Annotated in this window: 14 protein-coding genes and 4 pseudogenes; 6 read left to right on the plus strand and 12 right to left on the minus strand. The window is 62.3% G+C overall.

Features of this window, described 5'->3' with window-relative positions:
- The 5 genes and pseudogenes from BJQ90_RS16115 to BJQ90_RS16135 all read right to left on the minus strand — a co-directional run.
- Positions 1–1,682, minus strand: a 1,682-nt coding sequence (locus BJQ90_RS16115; protein WP_226761237.1) for an ATP-dependent Clp protease ATP-binding subunit, incomplete at its 3' end; no start/stop codon positions are given.
- A gap of 1,283 nt (positions 1,683–2,965) precedes the next feature.
- A pseudogene (locus tag BJQ90_RS16120) lies at positions 2,966–3,250 on the minus strand (aldehyde dehydrogenase family protein); the annotation flags it as partial.
- Positions 3,251–3,608: 358 nt separating this feature from the next.
- Positions 3,609–3,785 carry a CsbD family protein gene (locus BJQ90_RS16125; protein WP_226761238.1) on the minus strand — a complete coding sequence of 59 codons (177 nt, stop codon included), beginning with the start codon at positions 3,783–3,785 and terminating at the stop codon, positions 3,609–3,611.
- Between the two features lie 448 nt (positions 3,786–4,233).
- Positions 4,234–5,628, minus strand: coding sequence for an MFS transporter (locus BJQ90_RS16130; RefSeq protein WP_226761239.1), 1,395 nt, complete (start codon positions 5,626–5,628; stop codon positions 4,234–4,236).
- Positions 5,629–5,789: 161 nt separating this feature from the next.
- The gene (locus BJQ90_RS16135) at positions 5,790–6,692 is read right to left on the minus strand and encodes a LysR family transcriptional regulator (RefSeq protein ID WP_226761240.1); all 903 of its coding nucleotides are present in this window, start codon (positions 6,690–6,692) and stop codon (positions 5,790–5,792) included.
- 122 nt (positions 6,693–6,814) lie between these two features.
- Here BJQ90_RS16135 and BJQ90_RS16140 point away from each other — a divergent pair, with 122 nt between their 5' ends.
- From BJQ90_RS16140 to BJQ90_RS16160, 5 genes and pseudogenes are all read left to right on the plus strand, one after another.
- Positions 6,815–7,735 (plus strand): CoA transferase subunit A, encoded by a 921-nt coding sequence (locus tag BJQ90_RS16140; protein ID WP_226761241.1) that lies wholly within the window; start codon positions 6,815–6,817, stop codon positions 7,733–7,735.
- A complete protein-coding gene (locus BJQ90_RS16145; RefSeq protein ID WP_226761242.1) occupies positions 7,732–8,532 on the plus strand; it encodes a CoA-transferase subunit beta in 801 nt (266 codons plus the stop codon). The genes BJQ90_RS16140 and BJQ90_RS16145 overlap by 4 nt, the downstream gene beginning before the upstream one ends.
- Before the next feature lie 18 nt (positions 8,533–8,550).
- Complete coding sequence (locus BJQ90_RS16150) at positions 8,551–9,324, plus strand: SDR family oxidoreductase (protein WP_226761243.1); 774 nt, start codon at positions 8,551–8,553, stop codon at positions 9,322–9,324.
- 78 nt (positions 9,325–9,402) lie between these two features.
- Positions 9,403–10,205 (plus strand): annotated as a pseudogene (locus tag BJQ90_RS16155) (enoyl-CoA hydratase/isomerase family protein).
- Between the two features lie 52 nt (positions 10,206–10,257).
- Positions 10,258–11,064, plus strand: a complete 807-nt coding sequence (locus tag BJQ90_RS16160; protein ID WP_413463702.1) for a 3-hydroxyacyl-CoA dehydrogenase family protein — start codon at positions 10,258–10,260, stop codon at positions 11,062–11,064.
- 62 nt (positions 11,065–11,126) lie between these two features.
- Here BJQ90_RS16160 and BJQ90_RS16165 read toward each other — a convergent pair whose 3' ends face one another.
- The 7 genes and pseudogenes from BJQ90_RS16165 to tatA all read right to left on the minus strand — a co-directional run bounded on the left by BJQ90_RS16165 (position 11,127) and on the right by tatA (position 16,261).
- Entirely contained in the window at positions 11,127–12,314 is a 1,188-nt protein-coding gene (locus tag BJQ90_RS16165; protein WP_226761244.1) for an acyl-CoA dehydrogenase family protein, read from the minus strand.
- A complete protein-coding gene (locus tag BJQ90_RS16170) occupies positions 12,311–12,742 on the minus strand; it encodes an acyl-CoA thioesterase (RefSeq protein ID WP_226761245.1) in 432 nt (143 codons plus the stop codon). The genes BJQ90_RS16165 and BJQ90_RS16170 overlap by 4 nt, the downstream gene beginning before the upstream one ends.
- A gap of 40 nt (positions 12,743–12,782) precedes the next feature.
- Positions 12,783–13,517, minus strand: coding sequence for a 3-oxoacyl-ACP reductase FabG (fabG, locus tag BJQ90_RS16175; protein ID WP_226761246.1), 735 nt, complete (start codon positions 13,515–13,517; stop codon positions 12,783–12,785).
- A gap of 27 nt (positions 13,518–13,544) precedes the next feature.
- On the minus strand, positions 13,545–14,312 hold the full coding sequence (locus BJQ90_RS16180; RefSeq protein WP_226761247.1) for an enoyl-CoA hydratase/isomerase family protein: 768 nt from the start codon (positions 14,310–14,312) through the stop codon (positions 13,545–13,547).
- Positions 14,313–15,140: 828 nt separating this feature from the next.
- Positions 15,141–15,356 (minus strand): annotated as a pseudogene (locus BJQ90_RS22935) (hypothetical protein); the annotation flags it as partial.
- A gap of 109 nt (positions 15,357–15,465) precedes the next feature.
- Positions 15,466–15,942, minus strand: a pseudogene (tatC, locus tag BJQ90_RS22940) (twin-arginine translocase subunit TatC); the annotation flags it as partial.
- Between the two features lie 49 nt (positions 15,943–15,991).
- The gene (gene tatA / locus BJQ90_RS16195) at positions 15,992–16,261 is read right to left on the minus strand and encodes a Sec-independent protein translocase subunit TatA (RefSeq protein WP_226761248.1); all 270 of its coding nucleotides are present in this window, start codon (positions 16,259–16,261) and stop codon (positions 15,992–15,994) included.
- Between the two features lie 431 nt (positions 16,262–16,692).
- Between tatA and BJQ90_RS16200 the strand changes: the two genes are divergently transcribed.
- Entirely contained in the window at positions 16,693–18,753 is a 2,061-nt protein-coding gene (locus BJQ90_RS16200) for a phosphocholine-specific phospholipase C (protein ID WP_226761249.1), read from the plus strand.
- The last annotated feature ends 293 nt before the right edge of the window (positions 18,754–19,046 follow it).

Here is a 19,046-nt window from a genome sequence, read left to right on the forward strand (position 1 = left end):
TTGGCGAGCTCGGTCTTACCGACACCGGTGGGGCCGGCGAAGATGAACGAACCACCCGGACGCTTCGGGTCCTTCAGGCCCGCACGGGTGCGGCGGATCGCCCGCGAAACCCCCTTAATCGCCTCGTCCTGGCCGACAACGCGCTTGTGCAGCTCGTCTTCCATCTTCAGCAGTCGCGAGGACTCCTCCTCGGTCAGCTTGAACACCGGGATGCCCGTGGAGTTCGCCAGCACTTCCGCGATCAGGTCCTCATCAACTTCGGAGATCTCGTCCAGCCCGCCCGCCTTCCACTGGCGCTCCTTCTCTTTGCGCACGGTCACGAGTTTCTGCTCCTTGTCGCGCAGTGAAGCGGCCCCCTCGTAATCCTGGGCGTCAATCGCAGACTCTTTCGCCATCTTGAGTTCGGCGATGCCCCCGTCCATGATCTTGAGCTCCGGCGGAGCGGTCATCCGGCGGATGCGCAGCCGAGCGCCGGCCTCATCGATCAGGTCGATCGCCTTGTCCGGCAGGAACCGGTCCGAGATGTACCTTTCTGACAGGTTCGCTGCGGCGACCAGCGCGCCGTCAGTGATGGTGACGCGGTGGTGAGCCTCGTACCGGTCGCGGAGGCCCTTGAGGATCTCGATCGCGTCGGCGACAGATGGCTCCTTAACCTGGATCGGCTGGAAACGCCGTTCCAGCGCGGCATCCTTCTCGATATGCTTGCGGTAGTCATCCAGCGTGGTGGCACCGATGGTCTGGAGCTCACCGCGCGCCAGCATGGGCTTCAGAATCGAGGCCGCATCGATGGCGCCCTCGGCGGCACCGGCACCGACCAGGGTGTGGATTTCATCAATGAACAGGAGAATGTCGCCGCGGGTGCGGATCTCCTTAAGGACCTTCTTGAGGCGCTCTTCGAAATCACCGCGGTACCGGGAACCTGCGACCACGGAACCCAGGTCCAGCGTGTACAGCTGCTTGTCCTTGAGAGTCTCCGGAACGTCGCCGCGGACAATCGCCTGGGCAAGACCCTCGACGACGGCGGTCTTGCCAACGCCCGGCTCACCGATCAGCACAGGGTTGTTCTTGGTGCGGCGGGAAAGGACCTGCATCACGCGCTCCATTTCGGATTCGCGCCCGATCACGGGGTCCAGCTTGTTCTCCCGCGCAGCCTGGGTCAGATTGCGCCCGAACTGGTCCAGGACCACGGAACCGGAGGGAATCGCTTCAACGTGATCCTGGCCAGGGCCTGTGGTTTCCTTGCCCGGGTAGCCCGAGAGCAGCTGGATGACCTGCTGGCGGACCCGGTTGAGATCCGCACCGAGCTTGACCAGCACCTGGGCGGCAACGCCTTCACCCTCGCGGATAAGGCCGAGCAGGATGTGCTCGGTGCCGATGTAGTTGTGTCCCAGCTGCAGCGCCTCGCGGAGCGAGAGTTCCAAGACCTTCTTGGCCCGCGGCGTGAAGGGGATGTGACCGGACGGGGACTCCTTGCCCGGGCCGATGATCTCCTCTACCTGCTCGCGGACGCCGTCGAGCGAAATGCTCAAGGACTCAAGGGCTTTGGCAGCAACACCTTCACCTTCATGGATCAGACCCAAGAGGATGTGTTCGGTACCAATGTAACCGTGGTTCAGCATGCGTGCTTCCTCTTGGGCAAGCACCACCACGCGACGGGCGCGGTCCGTGAATCGCTCAAACATTGCGCCACACTCCTGGCTTCCCCCTACCTTGATGCTACGTCGCCTCAGGCCCGCTTGGGGGCGTTCGCCGAAGCAGGATATTAGAGAGCCGGATTCATCTGACGTTCCCAAGCAAGTCTTGATGCTCAGGTTCTGTCCGTTGTGCTCATGGGAGTTGCCTGCCTGCCGGCCGAGGCGCGCATATCTGCGTCGCTGCGTATCCACTGCAACCGACCGCCGGTTGGAACTCAGAATCTGGATCCGGTGCCGACACTCCGCGAAAGACTGACGGCTGAGGTCGGGAGTCATCGACCATGATCGATGCGGCACGGGTATCGTGATATTCCGCGTCGACGTCAACGATCACACCCTGTGGTCTAAGGGCCTTGACGCCAACATCGGCGACGTTGACAGCGCATATGAAACCCCGGGGCCGGTGTCCTTGTTCGGACGCCGGGCACCCCGCGTCGGCTGCCTAGCACTGGGGGTCGGAGGTCAGCCTTGCCGGTGTTGGCCAGTCGGTTGTTGAGCCTCTCCACCTCGTCGAGGACTTGGTTGCCGCCTAGGCTCGGTTGCGCTTTGACTTGGTGGTCGGGGTGATGATCCCGGCGTTGGAGAGCCGCTCGAGTGCGGCGTAGACGGAGCTTTCGGCGACCGGCGATGTGGGCAGCGCTGTGGGCCTCGAACACGGGTCCTTCCACCAGCCACGGGATGATTGCAGCTGGCCGATTCGGCAAAATTAGGGAACCCGTCATGCAGTTGGCGGCCGATCGGACACTCTCGCCTCTGATCTGATGTTCCGGGTGTGTGGGGTCCCGGATTGACCTATTTGGTTGTGTAGGGGAGCGGCTCTCTACGGCGGGCCGGGTGCCGCCTTGCGGGGTCTCTTCTGGGTGTTCATCCTTGTTCGTCCTTCCGTTGGGTTTCGCGTTCACCAATTCATGGTGGCTAGGGCCGCTTACATCATGACTTGCTGAATTTTTCTTTGGATCGACCGAGGTTGGCGGCCGGTCCGGAAACTCCGCTCTGATACCTGTTCATGCAGGTCTGCGGGCGGGGAACGGCATGACATAACAACGGATCCGGAGCTGACCATGAGCTTGCTGAGCCTGGCCAGTCGGCAGGCGGGGCCGGCCTCGGGGGCGGGTTGTAGGAGTTGGTGGGCTTTGCTGCCATGGCCTTCCTACCATTTAGCCCGCCGCCGCAGCCATTATTTTTCCCGTCATCGCAGCCTCCGGCTTCTGGGTATCCGGCGTCGCTGTCCTCGCTGTCTTGGCGGTGAGAGCTGGCCCAGTTGCCCTCAATCAGATCCCTCTGAGAGGGGAACGAGGCGGTGGGCTAGCCATTGCTGCCCTGGTCAGTGGATATGGCATTGCTGGAGTGCCATTGATCAATATTCTTGGATTCATACCGAGCGCAGTCCAGCACTTCTCGACGTAGTCCGGGTTCCCGCCGGTGAGTATGCGGGCGCCAGAGTTTTTGGCGGCCTGCACCAGGCGGGTGACGATGTCGAACTGGGCCTGGTTCTGCAGGGGGACGACAACGTTGTTCTCGTCTATGCCCACGCCCATCGGCGTGTTCCGGGCAACTCAGGCGAGGGCGTCACAGACGCAGAACCAGGTCGGCTACTTCTTACCCCCCCGCGACACTGGTCGCCGACAACGACAACTCCCGGGTGGCCGAGGAGCAGTTCGGCCCGGCCCGGCCAATCGTCAGGCACCGCCGCCAGGTCTGCCCAGCAGCTCCCGGCCCTTGAGCCGCGATCCGGGTGGCCGGAGGGAATCTACCAGTAGTAGTCCGTTGGGGGTTCGTTGACGTACAGGCATGTGCCGTGGTTCCGGGAGCACCGCGGCCCCCGCGAAAGGGGCTGCGCCGAGGTCTTTGGATGGTAGCCGTAAGTGCGGCGGCGGTGCGAACCGTCGCCCGCACCTTCGCGTGCTGTTTGACTCAGTGCTTCTTGAAGGCGTCCTTGAGTTTCTCGCCGGCCTGCTTGAGATCGGCTTTGACCTGATGGCCTTTGCCCTCGGCCGTCAGCCGGTCGTTGCCGGTGGCGTCACCGGCGGCTTCTTGGCCCTTGCCGTGGAGTTTCTCGGCAGCGTTGTGGATCTTGTCTCCCAAACCCATAGCGGTTCTCCTTATGTGGCCGCCTCCGCGGCGTGAATGCCGCGGAGGCCGACAATTAGTTGTAGGTGCGAAACCTTCACCCTAGACATCCAATTGGCCAGGTCGTGCCGGAGGCCGTTGCCGGCGGTCGGATCCGTGCGGGGATTTCGGTACCGTCCTTGGCCGAGCTAGCCGTACGTGTCTTTGACGCCGGGGAGGGCGGTGAAGTTGCCGCAGCCGAAGGGATGGACCTAGTCCGTCATGGCTTCGTTGACTAGCCGGGTCTGGGCGGCTTCGAACCGGGTCTGGATTTTCTGCTGATAGCTGGCAAAGATCAGCCTGGCCCGGATGCTCCAGTTCAGGTCAGCGCCGAGGTCCCAGCTGTAGCCCGGCGCAGGACAAAAAGGCGAAGCGCGGCGCCGCCCAGGAGATCTTGGGTGACGCCGCGTTGTGAGTGCTCCCGTGGGTACTAGCGTTGCAGGCTGGGGCTTCGATTAGCCTGGGGTCCGTCCGCGGGCCTCTCACTTTCCGTTCCGAAGCTGTCAGCACTCCCGTAGTCCGCGCCCAGGCTATGCGAGCGTGACAGCAGCCCGAGTACTGAGGCGATGGTGATCACCACATGCACTATGGCCAAGACAATGACGGCCAGGATGGATCCTGTCGCATTCAGCAGATACTGCCCCATCATAGGGGCGGTCCCGGCGAAGACGGTTGAGCTGAGCTGGTAGCTGAGAGAGATACCGGTGTAGCGGATGTTGGGCGGGAATGACTTCGCCAGGATACCCGCCATGGCGGCGTAGTACATGGAATGCGGGATGGTGGCCACGGCCATGCCGATGACAGCCAGTGTGTAGTCTCCTGTCCCGATCAGCATGAACATCAGCGGGAGGACCAGGAGTTCGGGGATCAGCATCAGAAGGACAGCCTTGCGCAGTGTCATTTTAGAGGCGATCACGGCACCGAAAGGCTGCACAATGAACTGCACCACAAGGGAGATGGTGACGATGGATAGGAAGCTTGTTCTGCTGAACAGGCCTTCATCGACGGCCCAGGCGAGGGCGAAGGTGCCTTTGAAGTATGTTGCCGAGACGCCGATGACACACGCTCCGATACCCAGGGCGACGATGCCTTTGGAGCTCTTTAGCACTTCACTCAGGGGCGCCTTGGCTATCTTCTTTGTCTCCATGAGGGCCCGCATGGCGGGAGATTCTTCGATGCTCAGCCGGACGAATAGGCCAATTCCCACGAGCACCGCTGACAGCAAGAACGGGACGCGCCAGCCCCACGTAGTGAACGCATCGTCGGGGAGTTGGGCGACCATCAGCCAGACGAGTGTCGAAAGGAGGTTGCCCATGGGGGAGCCCTGTTGCGCGAAAGCGCCGTAGAGGATCCCTTTACCCTTGGGTGCATGCTCGGCCGCGAGGACGACAGCGCCGCCCCACTCGCCGCCCATGGCGATGCCTTGGATGAGTCGAAGAGCAACCAGGAGGACCGCTGCCCACCAGCCTATCTGGGCGTAAGTGGGCAATAGCCCGACGGCGGTGGTGCAGATGCCCATCATGAGGAGTGTGGTCACCAAGGCTTTTTTGCGTCCGAGCCTGTCGCCGATGTGACCGAAGATGATCCCGCCGATTGGCCTGGCGAGGAATCCGACCCAGAATGTGGCGAAAGCCGCCAGAGTCCCGACCGCCTGATCTTGGGCGGGGAAGAAGATCTTGCCGAAGACAAGAGCGGAGGCTGTCCCGTAGGCGTAAAAGTCGTACCATTCGACGGTGGTTCCGGCGAATGATGCCAGACCGGCTTTCCGTGCCATTTTTTGACGGAGATGGGCCGTTCCCGATTCGATCGTTTCTACTTCGCTCACAACAACTCCATTGTCAGGCTGTGGCACCCTGTGACACGGCACACGGTGAATTTCATCCCCAACCCTGACATTCCTAACTCATAGCGTCCAATATCTAATCCGACCTACAGTAGGTGGAAAATTCCATAAATAGGGGCGCCTTCCGTCATAGGGGTAGCCGCCTAGTCGGGTAACGGTGGGGTGGGCAGGACGCGCTCGGCGATTTCCAGCACAGCTTTTGTAGCCGTGGAAAAGTTGTCTTTCCGCCATGCCAGTACTGCAGCAAGCTCCGGAAGTTCATCCTCCAAGTCCCGATACACGAGACCTGGCGTGTCAATGTGCTGGACGGAGGAGACGGTGATGGTCACCCCGACGCCAGCGGCGACCAATCCCAGGATGGTGTAAGAGTCCGGGGCTTCCTGCATGATCCGTGGCGTGAAGCCGGCTCCCATGGCCACGTGAATCAGTGCATCCCGCACGGTGGAGCCCTGGGTGCCCGGAAAAGTCACAAATGGCTCGCTCGCAAGGTCAGCCACCCGGATCGTTTCTCTGCTTGCTAGCGGGTGGTCCGACGGAAGGGCAGCCACCATTCGTTCATAGCCATAGACGCGGGTAGCGATGTTCTGGTTGGTGACAGGGAGGCGCGAAAAGCCGATGTCCAGGTCGCCGGCGACCAGCTCGGCGATCGCTGTGCCGGCATATGTCTGCCCTTGGAGTACTAGTTCGATGCCAGGCTGTTCTGCCCTGACTGCCCGTGCCAACACCGGCAGGACGTTTCTGCTGCTGGCTCCGGCGAAGCCGATGATCACCCTGCCGACGATCTCCGAATTCCCCAGAATCGCTGACCGGCGGGCGATGTCTACGTCGGCCATGACCTGCTTGGCTGGGCCGAGTAATGCTTTCCCGGCATCGCTGAGGGTCACGGAGCGGGTGTTCCGGTGGAACAGTTCGACCCCGAGTTCCTTCTCAAGTAGCCGGATCTGCTGACTCAAGGCTGGTTGAGCCAGGTGCAGCCGGGCTGCGGCGCGGCCAAAATGCAGCTCCTCCGCTGTGGCGATGAAGCCGGCCAGATGTCTAAGTTCCACTTCTTCCCCTTTGATTCAGACTCATTTCTTATCATAGAAGTCTGATCTATGTATTGGACCGTTATATATCTGGGGTGCAAGCATGAGGGGAACCCGTCGAATTATCCGGAAGGCAGTTCCCCTTGGCCGAAAAACGGTTCTCCTTACAAGATGCAATCAGCACCTTCGTTTCTGACAACGATGTCGTAGCTCTAGAGGGATTTACGCACCTCATTCCCTTCGCTGCAGGCCACGAGATCATCCGGCAGGGCGTGAAGGGCCTGACACTGGTGCGGATGACTCCGGACATCATCGCCGACCAACTGGTGGCAGCAGGCTGCGTGAACAGGATGGTCTTTGCTTTCACGGGCAACAGCTCGGTGGGTTCTCTATACGCGGTGCGCCGGGCGGTTGAAGCCGGCGGTTCTGGAAAGCTCGAGCTGGAAGAATACAGCCACTATGGCCTCCTGGCGCGGTATCAGGCGGGTGCCGCAGGGCTACCGTTCATGCCCGTCAGGTCCTATGCCGGCAGCGACCTGGTCAAGATCAATCCGCAGCTGAGGAAGGTGACGTCCCCTTTCGAGGAGGATGTCGAGACTTACGTGGTACCCGCGCTGAACCCGGACGTGGCCATCATCCACGCTCAGCGGGCGGACCGGCATGGCAACATCCAGAGCTGGGGCATTCTTGGCCCGCAACAGGAAGTTGCGTTTGCGTCCAAGCGCACCATCGTGCTGGTGGAGGAGATTGTTGATGACGACGTCATCCGGTCCGATCCCAATAGGACGCTCATTCCCGGTTTCGTCGTTGATGCCGTCGTGGAATGTAAATATGGGGCGCATCCCTCCTTCGCGCAGGGACACTACGACCGGGATAACGACTTCTACCGCTCATGGTCGGCCATTAGTAGAGACCCGGACCGCCTCGAAGGCTGGATCCAGGAATGGATTCACGACCCGGGAGACCACGACGGTTACCTCCGCAAGCTCGGCGATGGATTTTTCGATCGTTTAACGCCGTTCCCCCGTCTGTCCACCCCCGTCAACTATGGAAGCGTCCTATGACCAGCATTGCCGAGGCCATCGACACCGTCCCAGCTCCTCACTACACCGTCAGTGAGCTCCTGGCGGCGGTCAGTTGCCGCTACTTGCGGGGCAAGCGGCGCGTCTTTGCGGGGATCGGGCTGCCCACCCTCGCCGTCGCGCTGGCACAGAAGTCCACATCTCCAGACATTGAACAGATCTACGAGTCAGGTGTCTGCGGTGCTCATCCGCCTAAACTCCCCGAAACCATCGCCGATGCTTCACTGGCCACAGGAGCCGAAGCCATTCTGACCATGCCCGTGCTGTTCGGGTATGTGCTGCAAGGTGGGTGGATCGACGTGGGTTTCCTCGGAGCGGCGCAGATCGACAAGTTCGGCAGCCTGAATACCAGCGTTATCGGCCCGTGGGACTCACCGACGGTCCGCCTTCCTGGTTCCGGGGGAGCGGCCGAGGTGATGGCTAACTCCCAGGAAGTATTTGTTGTCATGCGCCGGCATAACAGAACCTCTTTTGTCCGGGAGCTCGACTTCTGCACCAGCCCTTCCCCGGCGACAGCGCGACGGATCGACCCTAAAGTGCCGACGCGCGGCGCTGGTGTCACCACCGTCATCAGCGAACTCGGGGTCTTCAAATCGGATGCAGCGGGTGAATTATGCCTGGCCAGTATCCACGAAGGTGTGACGGTCGAGCAGGTCCGCGAACAGACTGGGTGGCCGATCAAAGTGTTGGACGACCTCACCGTGACGCCTCCCCCCACAGGGGAAGAACTGCGGCTCCTGCGGGACGACATCGATCCAGGCCGGGTCTACCTCCGGTGAGGGAAGGGAAAGAGACGGATGTTTAGCTCACGGATTTTCATCGGTCGAACCGCACTTGTCACGGGAGGCACCTCCGGCATCGGCTTGGCCATCGCCGCACGGCTGGGTTCCCTCGGGGCCAGTACGGCAATCATCGGCCGCGATGAGACCAAGCTCGAATCGGCTGTCGCCTCCCTGACAGGCAATGGATTCGAAGTCAGAGGCTACCGGGCGGATGTCCGCGACGAAGCCGCGGTCCACGACGCCCTGGAGGGCATCGAGGCAGACTTCGGTCCCGTAGGCCTACTCGTGAACAGCGCTGCAGGAAATTTCCGTGTCAACCCGTTGGACCTGACGCCCAATGGCTGGAACGCGGTCGTTGACATCGTGCTCAACGGCACGTGGAACCTCACCCAGAGTGTGGGTCGGCGGGCCATCAAGAGCGCAACACCACTGTCAGTGGTGAACATCGGCACTTCCGCGGCCCTGACCGGGAACCCGGACACAGTCCACTCGGCCAGCGCGAAGGCGGGAGTGCTGGCCATGACGAAGTCGCTTGCCGCGGCCTGGGCGCCACACGGAGTCCGACTCAACGTGCTCACACCCGGGCTGACGGAGCACACGGGAGGCGCCGGGATCCTGTACGGAACGGAAGCGGAGATGGACGAGCACCTGGCGAATATTCCGCTGGGAAGGCTTGCTAGCAAGACAGAAATTGCTGATGCCTGCGCCTTTCTACTCAGCGACTTCGGGGCCTACATCACCGGCACCGAGCTACTGGTCGACGGCGGCCGCCGTCTAACCGGCCACTGAGAGGGAGAAGACAAACGTGACTAAAGCAACCCTCGGAGGCCGGGCCGGTACGACAACCGTGAGGGAGTGGATCATCCTGTGAAGACGTTCAAAGCGTCCGAATTTACCACGCTGTTAGTTGAAGAGCGCGGGGATCGCATCCATGTGCAGCTGAACCGCCCTCGGGTTCGAAACGCCATCGACCAATGCATGGTCAGCTCCACGCCGTCTGCGATGAGCTTGAGTGCATGCCGCGGCTCCTTTTAATTTCCGGCACTCAAGTCCAGGGAAAAGGAGTGTTTGCTTCCGGCGCGGACATCGCGGAGCTGCGCGAACGCCGTCGGGACGACGCGCTGGCGGGCATCAACTCAGCCATTTTCAGCCGCATCGCGCAGTTGCCCTTGCCCGTGATCGCTGCCCTGGACGGCTTCGCCCTGGGCGGCGGCGCTGAACTGGCGTACGCCGCGGACTTCCGCCTCGCTACACCCGAGCTGAAGATCGGGCAGCCGGAAGCAACCCTGGGCATACTGGCCGCAGCCGGGGCCACGTGGCGGCTCAAGGAGCTGGTCGGCGAGCCGATGGCCAAAGAGATGCTGCTCGCCGGCCGCGTCCTAAACGCCCAGGAGGCCTTGGCCGCTCGTCTCGTCACGGAAATCCATGACTCAGGTGCTTTGCTTGCCGCCGCTCATGCCCTCGCGGACCGGATCGCCGACCAGGACGCACTGGCCGTACGAATCACCAAGAGCGTCTTTCACGCCCCGAGGGAGACTCACCCGCTCATTGACAGCCTGGCACAAGGGATTCCCTTGGAATCGGAGGCAAAATTCGGTCTCATGAAGGCATTTTTGGACCGCAATGAAACGCGACGCGAAAGACCCCAGAAACCACAAGGACGGGAATGAAACCATGAATAGTGTCCTCCCGGACAGAGTCGGCGTACTAGGAGGCGGGCGCATGGGCGCCGGCATCGCCCATGCTTTTCTCATAGCGGGTGCTGACGTGATCGTCGTAGAACGCGACGAGGATGCGGCCACGATCGCACTCGGCCGCGTCACCGAAGGGTTGCGCGCATCCGTGACCCGCCGCGCCACGGATGAAAGCTTGAACTCCCTCACGGGACGCATGTCCGTGTCCGACGACTACAGCGCCTTTTCGAGCTGTGGGCTTGTAGTCGAAGCCGTGCCCGAGGAATACGCGCTTAAGTCTGCAGCGCTCACCGCTGTGGAGAAGCACCTCACGCCAACCGCGTGGCTTGCCACCAACACCTCATCGCTTTCCGTCGCGCGGCTCTCCGGTTCGCTGGCAAGACCCGCCAACTTCTGCGGGCTGCACTTTTTCAACCCTGTCCCGTCCTCGTTGCTGGTTGAGGTGGTGCTGGGCCCGTCTACTTCGCCGGATCTGGCCGCCGCTGCACGCTCGTGGATACAGGCTCTGGGCAAGACTGCCGTATTAGTCAATGACGCGCCAGGTTTTGCCTCCTCCCGACTTGGCATTGCCCTGGCGTTGGAAGCAATGCGCATGGTGGAGGATGGTGTGGCTTCTGCGGCAGACATCGATAGCGCGATGGTGCTCGGCTACAAGCACCAGACGGGGCCGCTGATGACCACGGACGTGGTGGGCTTGGACGTCAGGCTGGGTATCGCTGAATACCTTGAGTCGACCCTGGGCGCGCGGTTCGCTCCGCCGCAGATCCTTCGGGACAAGGTTGCCAGGGGCGAGCTAGGACGAAAGAGCGGCCAGGGATTCTTTGGCCACGGATAAACCGGGGCATGGGAAAGGGGGCCATCACCATTTTGTGGCGGGCCCCCTTTTTCGTCAGGGGTCTACGACCCGCTGAAGGCAGAAATACCGGTGATTTCGCGACCCAGGATGAGTGATTGGATGGAATCGGTCCCCTCATAGGTGTGAACCACCTCCATATCGGTCATATGGCGGGCAACGTGGTAGTCCAGGAGCAACCCATTTCCGCCCAGGACGTCCCTGGCCTCTGCGCAGATCCAGCGCGCTTTCTTCGCTGTGTGCATCTTGGCCAACGAGGACATCGGGCCGGTGAGTTTGCCTTGCTCCTGCAATGCGGTGATCCGAAAACAAATCAGTTGCATGGCCGTCAGCTCGGCCAACATGTTGGCGAGCTTGTTCTGGACGAGCTGGAAGCTGGCAATGGACTTGCCGAACTGGACACGGTTTTTGGCGTAGGCGACGGCCGCCTCATAGGCAGCCATGGCGTGGCCGAGGGCCTCCCACGAGGCGTTGCCCCTCGTAGCCATCAGTACCCGGCCCACATCTTTGAATCCTGTCGACCCGGCCAGCATGTTGCCGCTTGGAATCTGCAGTTCAGCAATTTCGATATCCGGTTGCAAGATCGCCCGCTTGCCGATCTTGCCCGTGATGACTTCCGTGGTGTAGCCCGGGGGGTAGGTGCCGTCTGGGTTCTTTTCGAGAACGAAGGCCTTTACCTTGCCGTCAGACTCGTCACGCGCCCAGATGATGACGACGTCCGCGAAGCTCGCGTTGCCAATCCAGCGCTTCCTTCCGTTGAGTACCCAGTGGTCACCTTCGCGACGCGCCCGCGTCTCCAGAGCCACGGAGTCCGAGCCGTGGTCCGGTTCAGTCAGGGCAAAAGAACCAATCTTGTCCAAGGCGGCCATGGCCGGCAACCAGCGGTTTTTCTGGTCCTCATCGCCCAACAGCGCGATGGATCCCATCGTGAGCCCGCTCTGGACGCTGAGGAATGTGTTGATGCTGCCGTCAACGCGGGACATCTCTAGGGAGACAAGCGCCGAGGAGAGCCGGTCCATACCGGGGCATCCGTATCCTTCAATGGTGGTGCCGACGATTCCCAGCGATGCGATTTTTGGCACCAGTTCAAAGGGGAACGCTGCCCGGTCCCAGTAGTCATTGATGATGGGCAGGACCTCGTCGTTTGCGAAGGCGCGCACCCGGAAGGCGATGCCCCGCTGCTCCGGAGTTAGGGATTCTTCCAGGAGGAAGAAGTCGGTTGATTCGGTCATGGTGTCTCCGTTTCGGTATATCGCGAGAGATATACGGTTTCAGGGGTGGTGAGCTTTCTGGGGCGCTTAGATTCAGGTTCAAGCGGGACCAGCACGGTGCTGCCCCTAAATACGGCCGACGATTGTTGGATCGCCGAATAGCGGACGGTAAAGGACCCGCTACCAATCCTGGAGATATCGAGCAGCATCACGAGCTCATCCCCGTAGTTGACGGGTCGAAGGTATTCGACGTTCAGGGCGGCAACCACCTTGGGGCACCGGAGCGATTCCAACCCTTCAGCGACTGCTTTCTGGTTGAGCCAAAGAATTCGTGCCTCTTCCATCAGCGTGACGATGCGGGCGTTGTTGATGTGCCCGTTCATATCCTGATCCGACCAGCGCAGTGGCATGTTGCATTCGAAGCGCTCCTGAATTCCAGGTTCTTCCACGGCACTCACGCTGGACGGTGCCGCTTCGGGTGCCCTTTTGCTAGGCATGCCGGCCGCCGGTAATCTCGAGAACCGTTCCAGTCATGTAGCTGGACATCCTGCTGGCAAGGAACAGCACCACGCTCGCAATTTCCTCAGGCTCGCCGAACCGTGCAAGCGGAATCTCGGCGAGTTTCTTTTCAAGTACGTCCTTGCGCAGGGCTTGGACCATGTCGGTCCGGATGATGCCCGGCTGGACAGCGTTGACCCGGATGCCGGCGAACCCTAGTTCTTTGGCTGCAGCCTTTGTCAGGCCTACGATCCCGGCCTTCGCGGCACTGTAGTTGGTCTGCCCCGGCATACCGACCTTGCCCGAGATTGAGGACACGTTGATGATCGAGCCTGCCGTCCCCAGCCCTCGCATGACCTCGGCGGCGGCACGGGTACCCAGCCACGCACCCTTCAAATGCACGGACACAACTGCGTCGAAATCGGATTCAGTCATCTTGCGCATCGTGGCATCACGAGCGAATCCGGCATTGTTGACCATAACGTCCAGGGACCCGAAGCGGCCGACGGCGGTGTTCGCCAGGGCGTTCATGTCCTCAGCAGAGGTCACGTCGCAGACGACTGTCACAACGCCTTGTCCCAGAGTTTCCGCTGCTCGGTCCAGTGCCGCGGCGTCCATGTCGGCAAGAACGATGTCACTGCCTTGCGCCGCGAGTGCCTGAGCTGTGGCCAGCCCGATTCCGCGCGCGCCCCCGGTGACCACGCTGGTCATGTTCTGCAAAAGCATTGACACCCCTCGACTCGATTATCACTGTCAAAATCCCGTGAAGACTGGAAGCCCACGCTGGGCAATCGCCCGCTTGCCCTCGGCGAAATCGCTGGAAAAATAGCACGCGGGCTGGTCGCTATGCTCGGAGGCAAGAGCGTCTTCCAGAGAAGGCAATCCTTCTGCCAGCGCCCTTTTTACGCCCGCAACGGAGAGGGGCGCAGCCGCGGCCAAATTGCCAGCCCTGGCGGCGGCTTCCTCTGCCAGTTGATCCGGGCGATAGCAGAAGTCTGCCAACCCGAGGCGAAGGCACTCTTCCGCACCAACGGTCCTGCCCTCAAGCAGCAACTGCCTCGCCTTTGTGACACCAATGCGCGCACCCAGGCTGTGCAGTATGCCCCCGTCAGGAAGGAGCCCTAGTCGGCTAAACGGCAACATGAGCCGCGCGTCTTCCGCCATGTAGACGTAGTCGCAGGCGAGGGCGAGACTGGCGCCCAGACCTGCCGCCGCACCCTCGACAACGGCGATAGTCGGTTTGGTGAAGCCGCAGAGCTGCCTGACCAAGCCGGCCACTTGAGCCAGACGATCCCGGGCTGCGGAAAGATTCTCCGGAGGCATGGCCGTCAGGTCGCCCCCGGAACAGAAGTTGCCCCCCGCGCCCCGCACCAATAGGGTCCGCACCGAGCTATCAGCGTTGCCATTTTCCAGTGCCGTGACGAATTCACCGCGCATCCGATCGCCCATGGCGTTTCGGCGCGCAGCGTCGTTAAAGACGATCGTCAGCACACTGTTGTCCAATGTGGATTCGATGAACAACGGGACATTCCTTTCATGACCGTTTGCGGACCGTAACGCCGTCACTAACGGGCGATCGTGCTCCAACAACCATTTCAGTGGGGATTAAAAATTTCAAATACTAATTCGCAATGTCATTAGAAAGAGATTCTTATATATAAGACGAGTGAGCAGACGCAGTGTCCGGTCCGGCCCCCGGTCCGCATGGCTCGCCCCGTAGTGCTGTGCTCGTTCGGGGCCGGTCCGGTTCCGATGGGCTACTCTTCATATCGGAGCGTAACCGCGCGCAAGCCACAGCGGCCCCGCCCCAGACGGCGGTTTAGGTGCCCCGGTTTGGGGACCGAATTGGCAAGAAAAGAAGGTGTGCACAATGTGCACACCCTAGGCTTCGGACCGGGTCGTACTCGTGCCGGACTGGGTCGGATTGGCGAGGAATTCGGTGGAGTGGCCGATTTTCAGGGTCTGGAACCCGGTTCGAGTCCCATCTCGGGCACAGTGTTTTCGCAGGTCAGGGGCCTTTTTTGTGTTTCTTCGTGTGGACAGTGTCCACACTCTCGCCGCAGATCTGATGTTCGGGGTGTGTGGGGTCCCGGAAACGGCCTATTCGGTTGTGTAGGGGAGCGGCTGCCTACAGCGGACCGGGTACCGCGCTGTGGGGTCTCTTCTGGGTGTTCATCCTCGTTCGTCCTGGTCCTTGAACTCGTACAGGGCCACCGCGTTCGCCTGGCCGAGGCTGACAGCCAGGTGCGTGTCATCAAGCATGGTCAATGAGTTCGGGGAACTGCCCACTGGTGCGCCCGGCAGCGGGTTCACGTTGATGGTTTGCCCGACCTTGCCGCTCTTGGAGTCGATGACCGAGACGGTGTCGGAGCTGGAGTTGGCGACGAACACGTTCTCGCCGTGGACCAACAGCGCCGAGGGGGCCAGCCCGGTCTCGTAGCTGCGGACGATGGTGCCGGTGGCCGGGTCGACCTCCGAGACGGTGCCGGTGGAGGCAGGGGCACCGCGAGGTAGAACATGCTGGTGGCGTCGGCCCCTGGGGCCGCCATGGCTGAGAACAGGCACACAAGGAAGACGGTGATGCGCCAGCTTCTGAAGACCTGCCGGCCTTTGACGAGCCGGCGAGGTTGAGTCCGACCAGTACGACCGGCAGCAGGAAGGCGATGCCGAACGCGGCCAGCAGGCGGAGGACGAAGGTCAGGTACACCTGGGCACTGATGAAGTTGGAGCCGCCGGAGGGTGTGAACTCGGTCAGAACTCGCACCGCGTTGGGCAGCACCAGCCACGCCAGCAGCACGCCGCCGACGAACAGCGGCACGGCGGCCGCCACAAACGACAGGGCCATGCGCCGTTCCTTTTTATGCAGCCCGGGCACAATAAAGGCCCACAGCTGGTAGAGCCAGACTGGGCTCGCCAGGATCAGGCCGAGGAATACCGAGACCTGGATCATCAGGTCGAAGGAGCTTGCGACACCGTCGAAATTCAGTGTCGCCCGCCGGCCCTGCTGTTCGTTCAGGTCCCGGATCGGTTTGACCAGGGCTGCGAGCACCGGTTGGTACACGAAGAAACCCGCGACGGTACCGAGGACGGCGGCGATTGCCGCCTTGAAGAGCCGGTTGCGCAGTTCTTTTAGGTGCTCAAGGAGCGCCATCCGCCCCTCGGGGTTCGACCGGCGGCCCGGGGTTTTCCGTCATGCGGGCTTAGACGCGGGACGGCGGCGGGATGGCGGTTCCGTTGCCGGTGCGGTTTTCCGTTGCGCCGGAAGGCGGGTGATTGACGTCCCGGCCTTCGGCCGTCCCGGTGCCATTCGTGGTGTCGGGGGCGCCGTCCTTCTTCATTTCGCGTACTTCAGATTTGAAAATCCGCATCGACTGGCCCAGGCTGCGGGCCATTCCCGGGAGCTTCGGTGCGGCAAACAGCACCAGGGCCAGGACGATGATGATGATGAAATGCCAGCCTTCAAGCCTCATGGCCGATGGTCCTTTCGTCGAATTACAGTCTAGGGCTGGGGATGGCTGACTCCTTCGCTGCACCGCGGCCCGGACGCCCGGCGCAGTATCCCGATCACTATGTTTCAGCATGCGTTAGCCGGGGTGTCGTCTTCCGTTAATCCCGCTTCGTGAACAAGGGGCCAGCGAGTCCCCCTGCCGGGCCAATGAGGGCAACAACTTCTCCCCTTCCCTCGGCGCCGCGGATTCGTGGCCGCTGCACTGGCGCTGGGCCCCGTGCAATTCACGGCCGCGGACAACGGAACAGCCACGGTACTGTGCGCTCTGCTGCCGCGTGCCGTCCTATGGGTAAGTACCCTGCGCGTTGTTCATCCCACTTATACCGAGCGTTTACCTAGTGCTGGCACAGTCCGTCGGGGGCCACTAGTAAGACAATGCATTAGGAGCAGCTCATGGCAGGTTTGGACCGCCGTCGTTTTCTTCAGTTTTCGGCCGCTGGCGCCGCCGGTACGGCGATCTCGCAGATGCTTGGGCAGAGCATCGCCCGGGCCGCGGAGATCCCCGCGAACCGGGCCACGGGCTCGATCAAGGACGTCGAGCATGTCGTGATCTTCATGCAGGAGAACCGGGCATTCGACCATTACTTCGGCACGCTGAAGGGCGTGCGCGGGTTCTCGGACCCGCACCCCGCGGTTTTGCCGTCCGGCAAGGACGCGTTCCACCAGGCGAACGTCACGCGCGAAGTTACCCCGTTCCACCCGACGGCGCCGAACCTGGGTATGGCCTTCATGGAGGACCTTGACCACTCGTGGAAGCTCACCCATGAGGCCTTTAACAACGGCAAGTACGATCAGTGGCTGCCGGAGAAGACCGACGCGACGATGGCGTTTTACGGGCGCCCGGACATCCCGTTCCACTTCGCCCTTGCCGACGCGTTCACGGTCTGTGACCAGTACCACTGCTCGGTCCTTGGCCCGACGGATCCGAACCGCTACTTTATGTTCGCCGGCGGGGACGACCCTGACCGGAAGGGCGGCGGTCCTGACTTGTGGAACGGTGAAAAAGGGTACTGGTGGAGCACTTATCCCGAGGAGCTTGAGAAGGCCGGGGTGAGCTGGAAGGTCTACCAGGACGTCGGCGAGGGACTCGACCCTGCGCACTATGAGGGCTGGACGTCCGACGCGTACATCGGGAACTACGGGGACAACTCGCTCCTGTACTTCAAGCAGTACCAGGACGCCAAGCCCGGAAGCCCGCTGTATGAAAAAGCCCGCACCGGCACGAGCGCCAAGGCTGGCGATGACCTGTTCCGGATCCTCCGCGAGGACGTGAAAGCGGGCACGCTTCCGCAGGTGTCCTACATCGTGGCGCCGGAGGCCTACTCGGAGCACTCGAACTTTCCGCCGAACTTCGGCGCCTGGTACGCGGCGAACGTCCTGGACATCCTCACCTCCATCCCGGAGGTGTGGAGCAAGACGGCGGTGTTGTTCATGTATGACGAGAACGACGGTTTCTTCGACCACGTTGTCCCGCCGCACCCGAACACCCCGCAGATCCCGGGCGCGTCCACGGTCTCGACGGCAGGGGAGTGGTACGACGGTACCCCGACGTTCTACGGCAGCCAGGACGTCCCGGGGCACTTCGGCCTTGGCGTCCGCGTGCCAATGATCGTCGCCTCGCCGTGGAGCATGGGCGGCTTCGTCTGCTCTGAGACTTTCGACCACACCTCGATCATCCGCTTCCTCGAAGCCCGTTTCGGCGTCGCCTCACCAAACATCACGCCGTGGCGCCGCGCGGTCAGCGGCGACCTCACCAGCGCGTTCGACTTTTCCGTCAGCGGCGGCGCGGCCCCGGCCCTGCCGGACACCACGGCATACAAGCCGGCTGACCATATCCGCCACCCGAGCTACGTTCCGACGCCCCCGGCCACGAACTCGATGCCCGCCCAGGAGAAGGGCACGCGTCCGTCCCGCCCGCTCGGCTACGCCCTCGACGTCGAGACGAAGATCGACGCCGGTAAGCTCACCGCCCGTTGGGCGAACCGGGGTTCCCTCGGCGCGCACGTGCAGGTCCGTTCGAACCTGCTGCCGCGGGCCCCGTACTCATACACGATCGGGGCAGCGGCATCACTCGATGCGTCCTGGGCGCTCGGTGCGGAGTACGACGTGCACATGCACGGCCCGGCCGGCTGGTACCGGCGCCTCGCGGGCACTACCGCCGCCGCGGGACTCCGCGTCACCGTTACCGCCGACGGCAGATCGCCCCACGCACAGTTCCGGATCGAGAACACCGGCTCCGCGGGGGCAGCCCTGACGCTCAAGGACGCGTACGGCGCAGGTTCCCAGACGCTCTCGCTCAACCCGGGCCAGGGCAAGACCGTCGTCATCCCGACCCAGGGCGGCTGGTACGACCTGACCATCACCTCAACCGCGGACCCGAAGCTCGTCCGCGTCCTCGCAGGCCGGCTCGAAAACGGCCGTCAGCTCACGAGCGACCCCCAGCTCGGCCGATAACCGGACCAGCGTCGGCGCGAGTGCTGGGGACTGTCGTTCCCTTCGCCGAGGACTGTGCCCTACCTTGCTGCTTTTCCCGAGAAACAGGCGCCCCGTCCGGGGCGCAACCCGAAAGGATTATCCAATGCTCAGTGTGCTGAAGAGCCGGAGGGCTGGCGCAACAGCGCTTGCTGCCACCGTCGCGTTCACTGGATTCGCGGCCGTCGGTGCGGCTGCCCCCGCGGACGCGCAAACGACGTCGGGCACTGTCGTCCAGGCCAGCGGGCAGGGGGCGAGGCAGGGCAGCGGGCAGG

It is taken from the genome of Arthrobacter sp. SO3 (assembly GCF_020532825.1).
In the GTDB taxonomy this organism is placed as follows: Bacteria; Actinomycetota; Actinomycetes; order Actinomycetales; family Micrococcaceae; genus Arthrobacter.

What these genes read in the sequence shown, in the direction of transcription:
- BJQ90_RS16125 (WP_226761238.1), bottom strand. Translation starts at nt 3,785, where the DNA reads ATGGGTTTGGGAGACAAGATCCACAACGCTGCCGAGAAACTCCACGGC.
- BJQ90_RS16145 (WP_226761242.1), top strand. Translation starts at nt 7,732, where the DNA reads ATGACCAGCATTGCCGAGGCCATCGACACCGTCCCAGCTCCTCACTAC.
- BJQ90_RS16150 (WP_226761243.1), top strand. Translation starts at nt 8,551, where the DNA reads ATGTTTAGCTCACGGATTTTCATCGGTCGAACCGCACTTGTCACGGGA.
- BJQ90_RS16160 (WP_413463702.1), top strand. Translation starts at nt 10,258, where the DNA reads ATGGGCGCCGGCATCGCCCATGCTTTTCTCATAGCGGGTGCTGACGTG.
- BJQ90_RS16165 (WP_226761244.1), bottom strand. Translation starts at nt 12,314, where the DNA reads ATGACCGAATCAACCGACTTCTTCCTCCTGGAAGAATCCCTAACTCCG.
- fabG (WP_226761246.1), bottom strand. Translation starts at nt 13,517, where the DNA reads ATGCTTTTGCAGAACATGACCAGCGTGGTCACCGGGGGCGCGCGCGGA.
- tatA (WP_226761248.1), bottom strand. Translation starts at nt 16,261, where the DNA reads ATGAGGCTTGAAGGCTGGCATTTCATCATCATCATCGTCCTGGCCCTG.
- BJQ90_RS16200 (WP_226761249.1), top strand. Translation starts at nt 16,693, where the DNA reads ATGGCAGGTTTGGACCGCCGTCGTTTTCTTCAGTTTTCGGCCGCTGGC.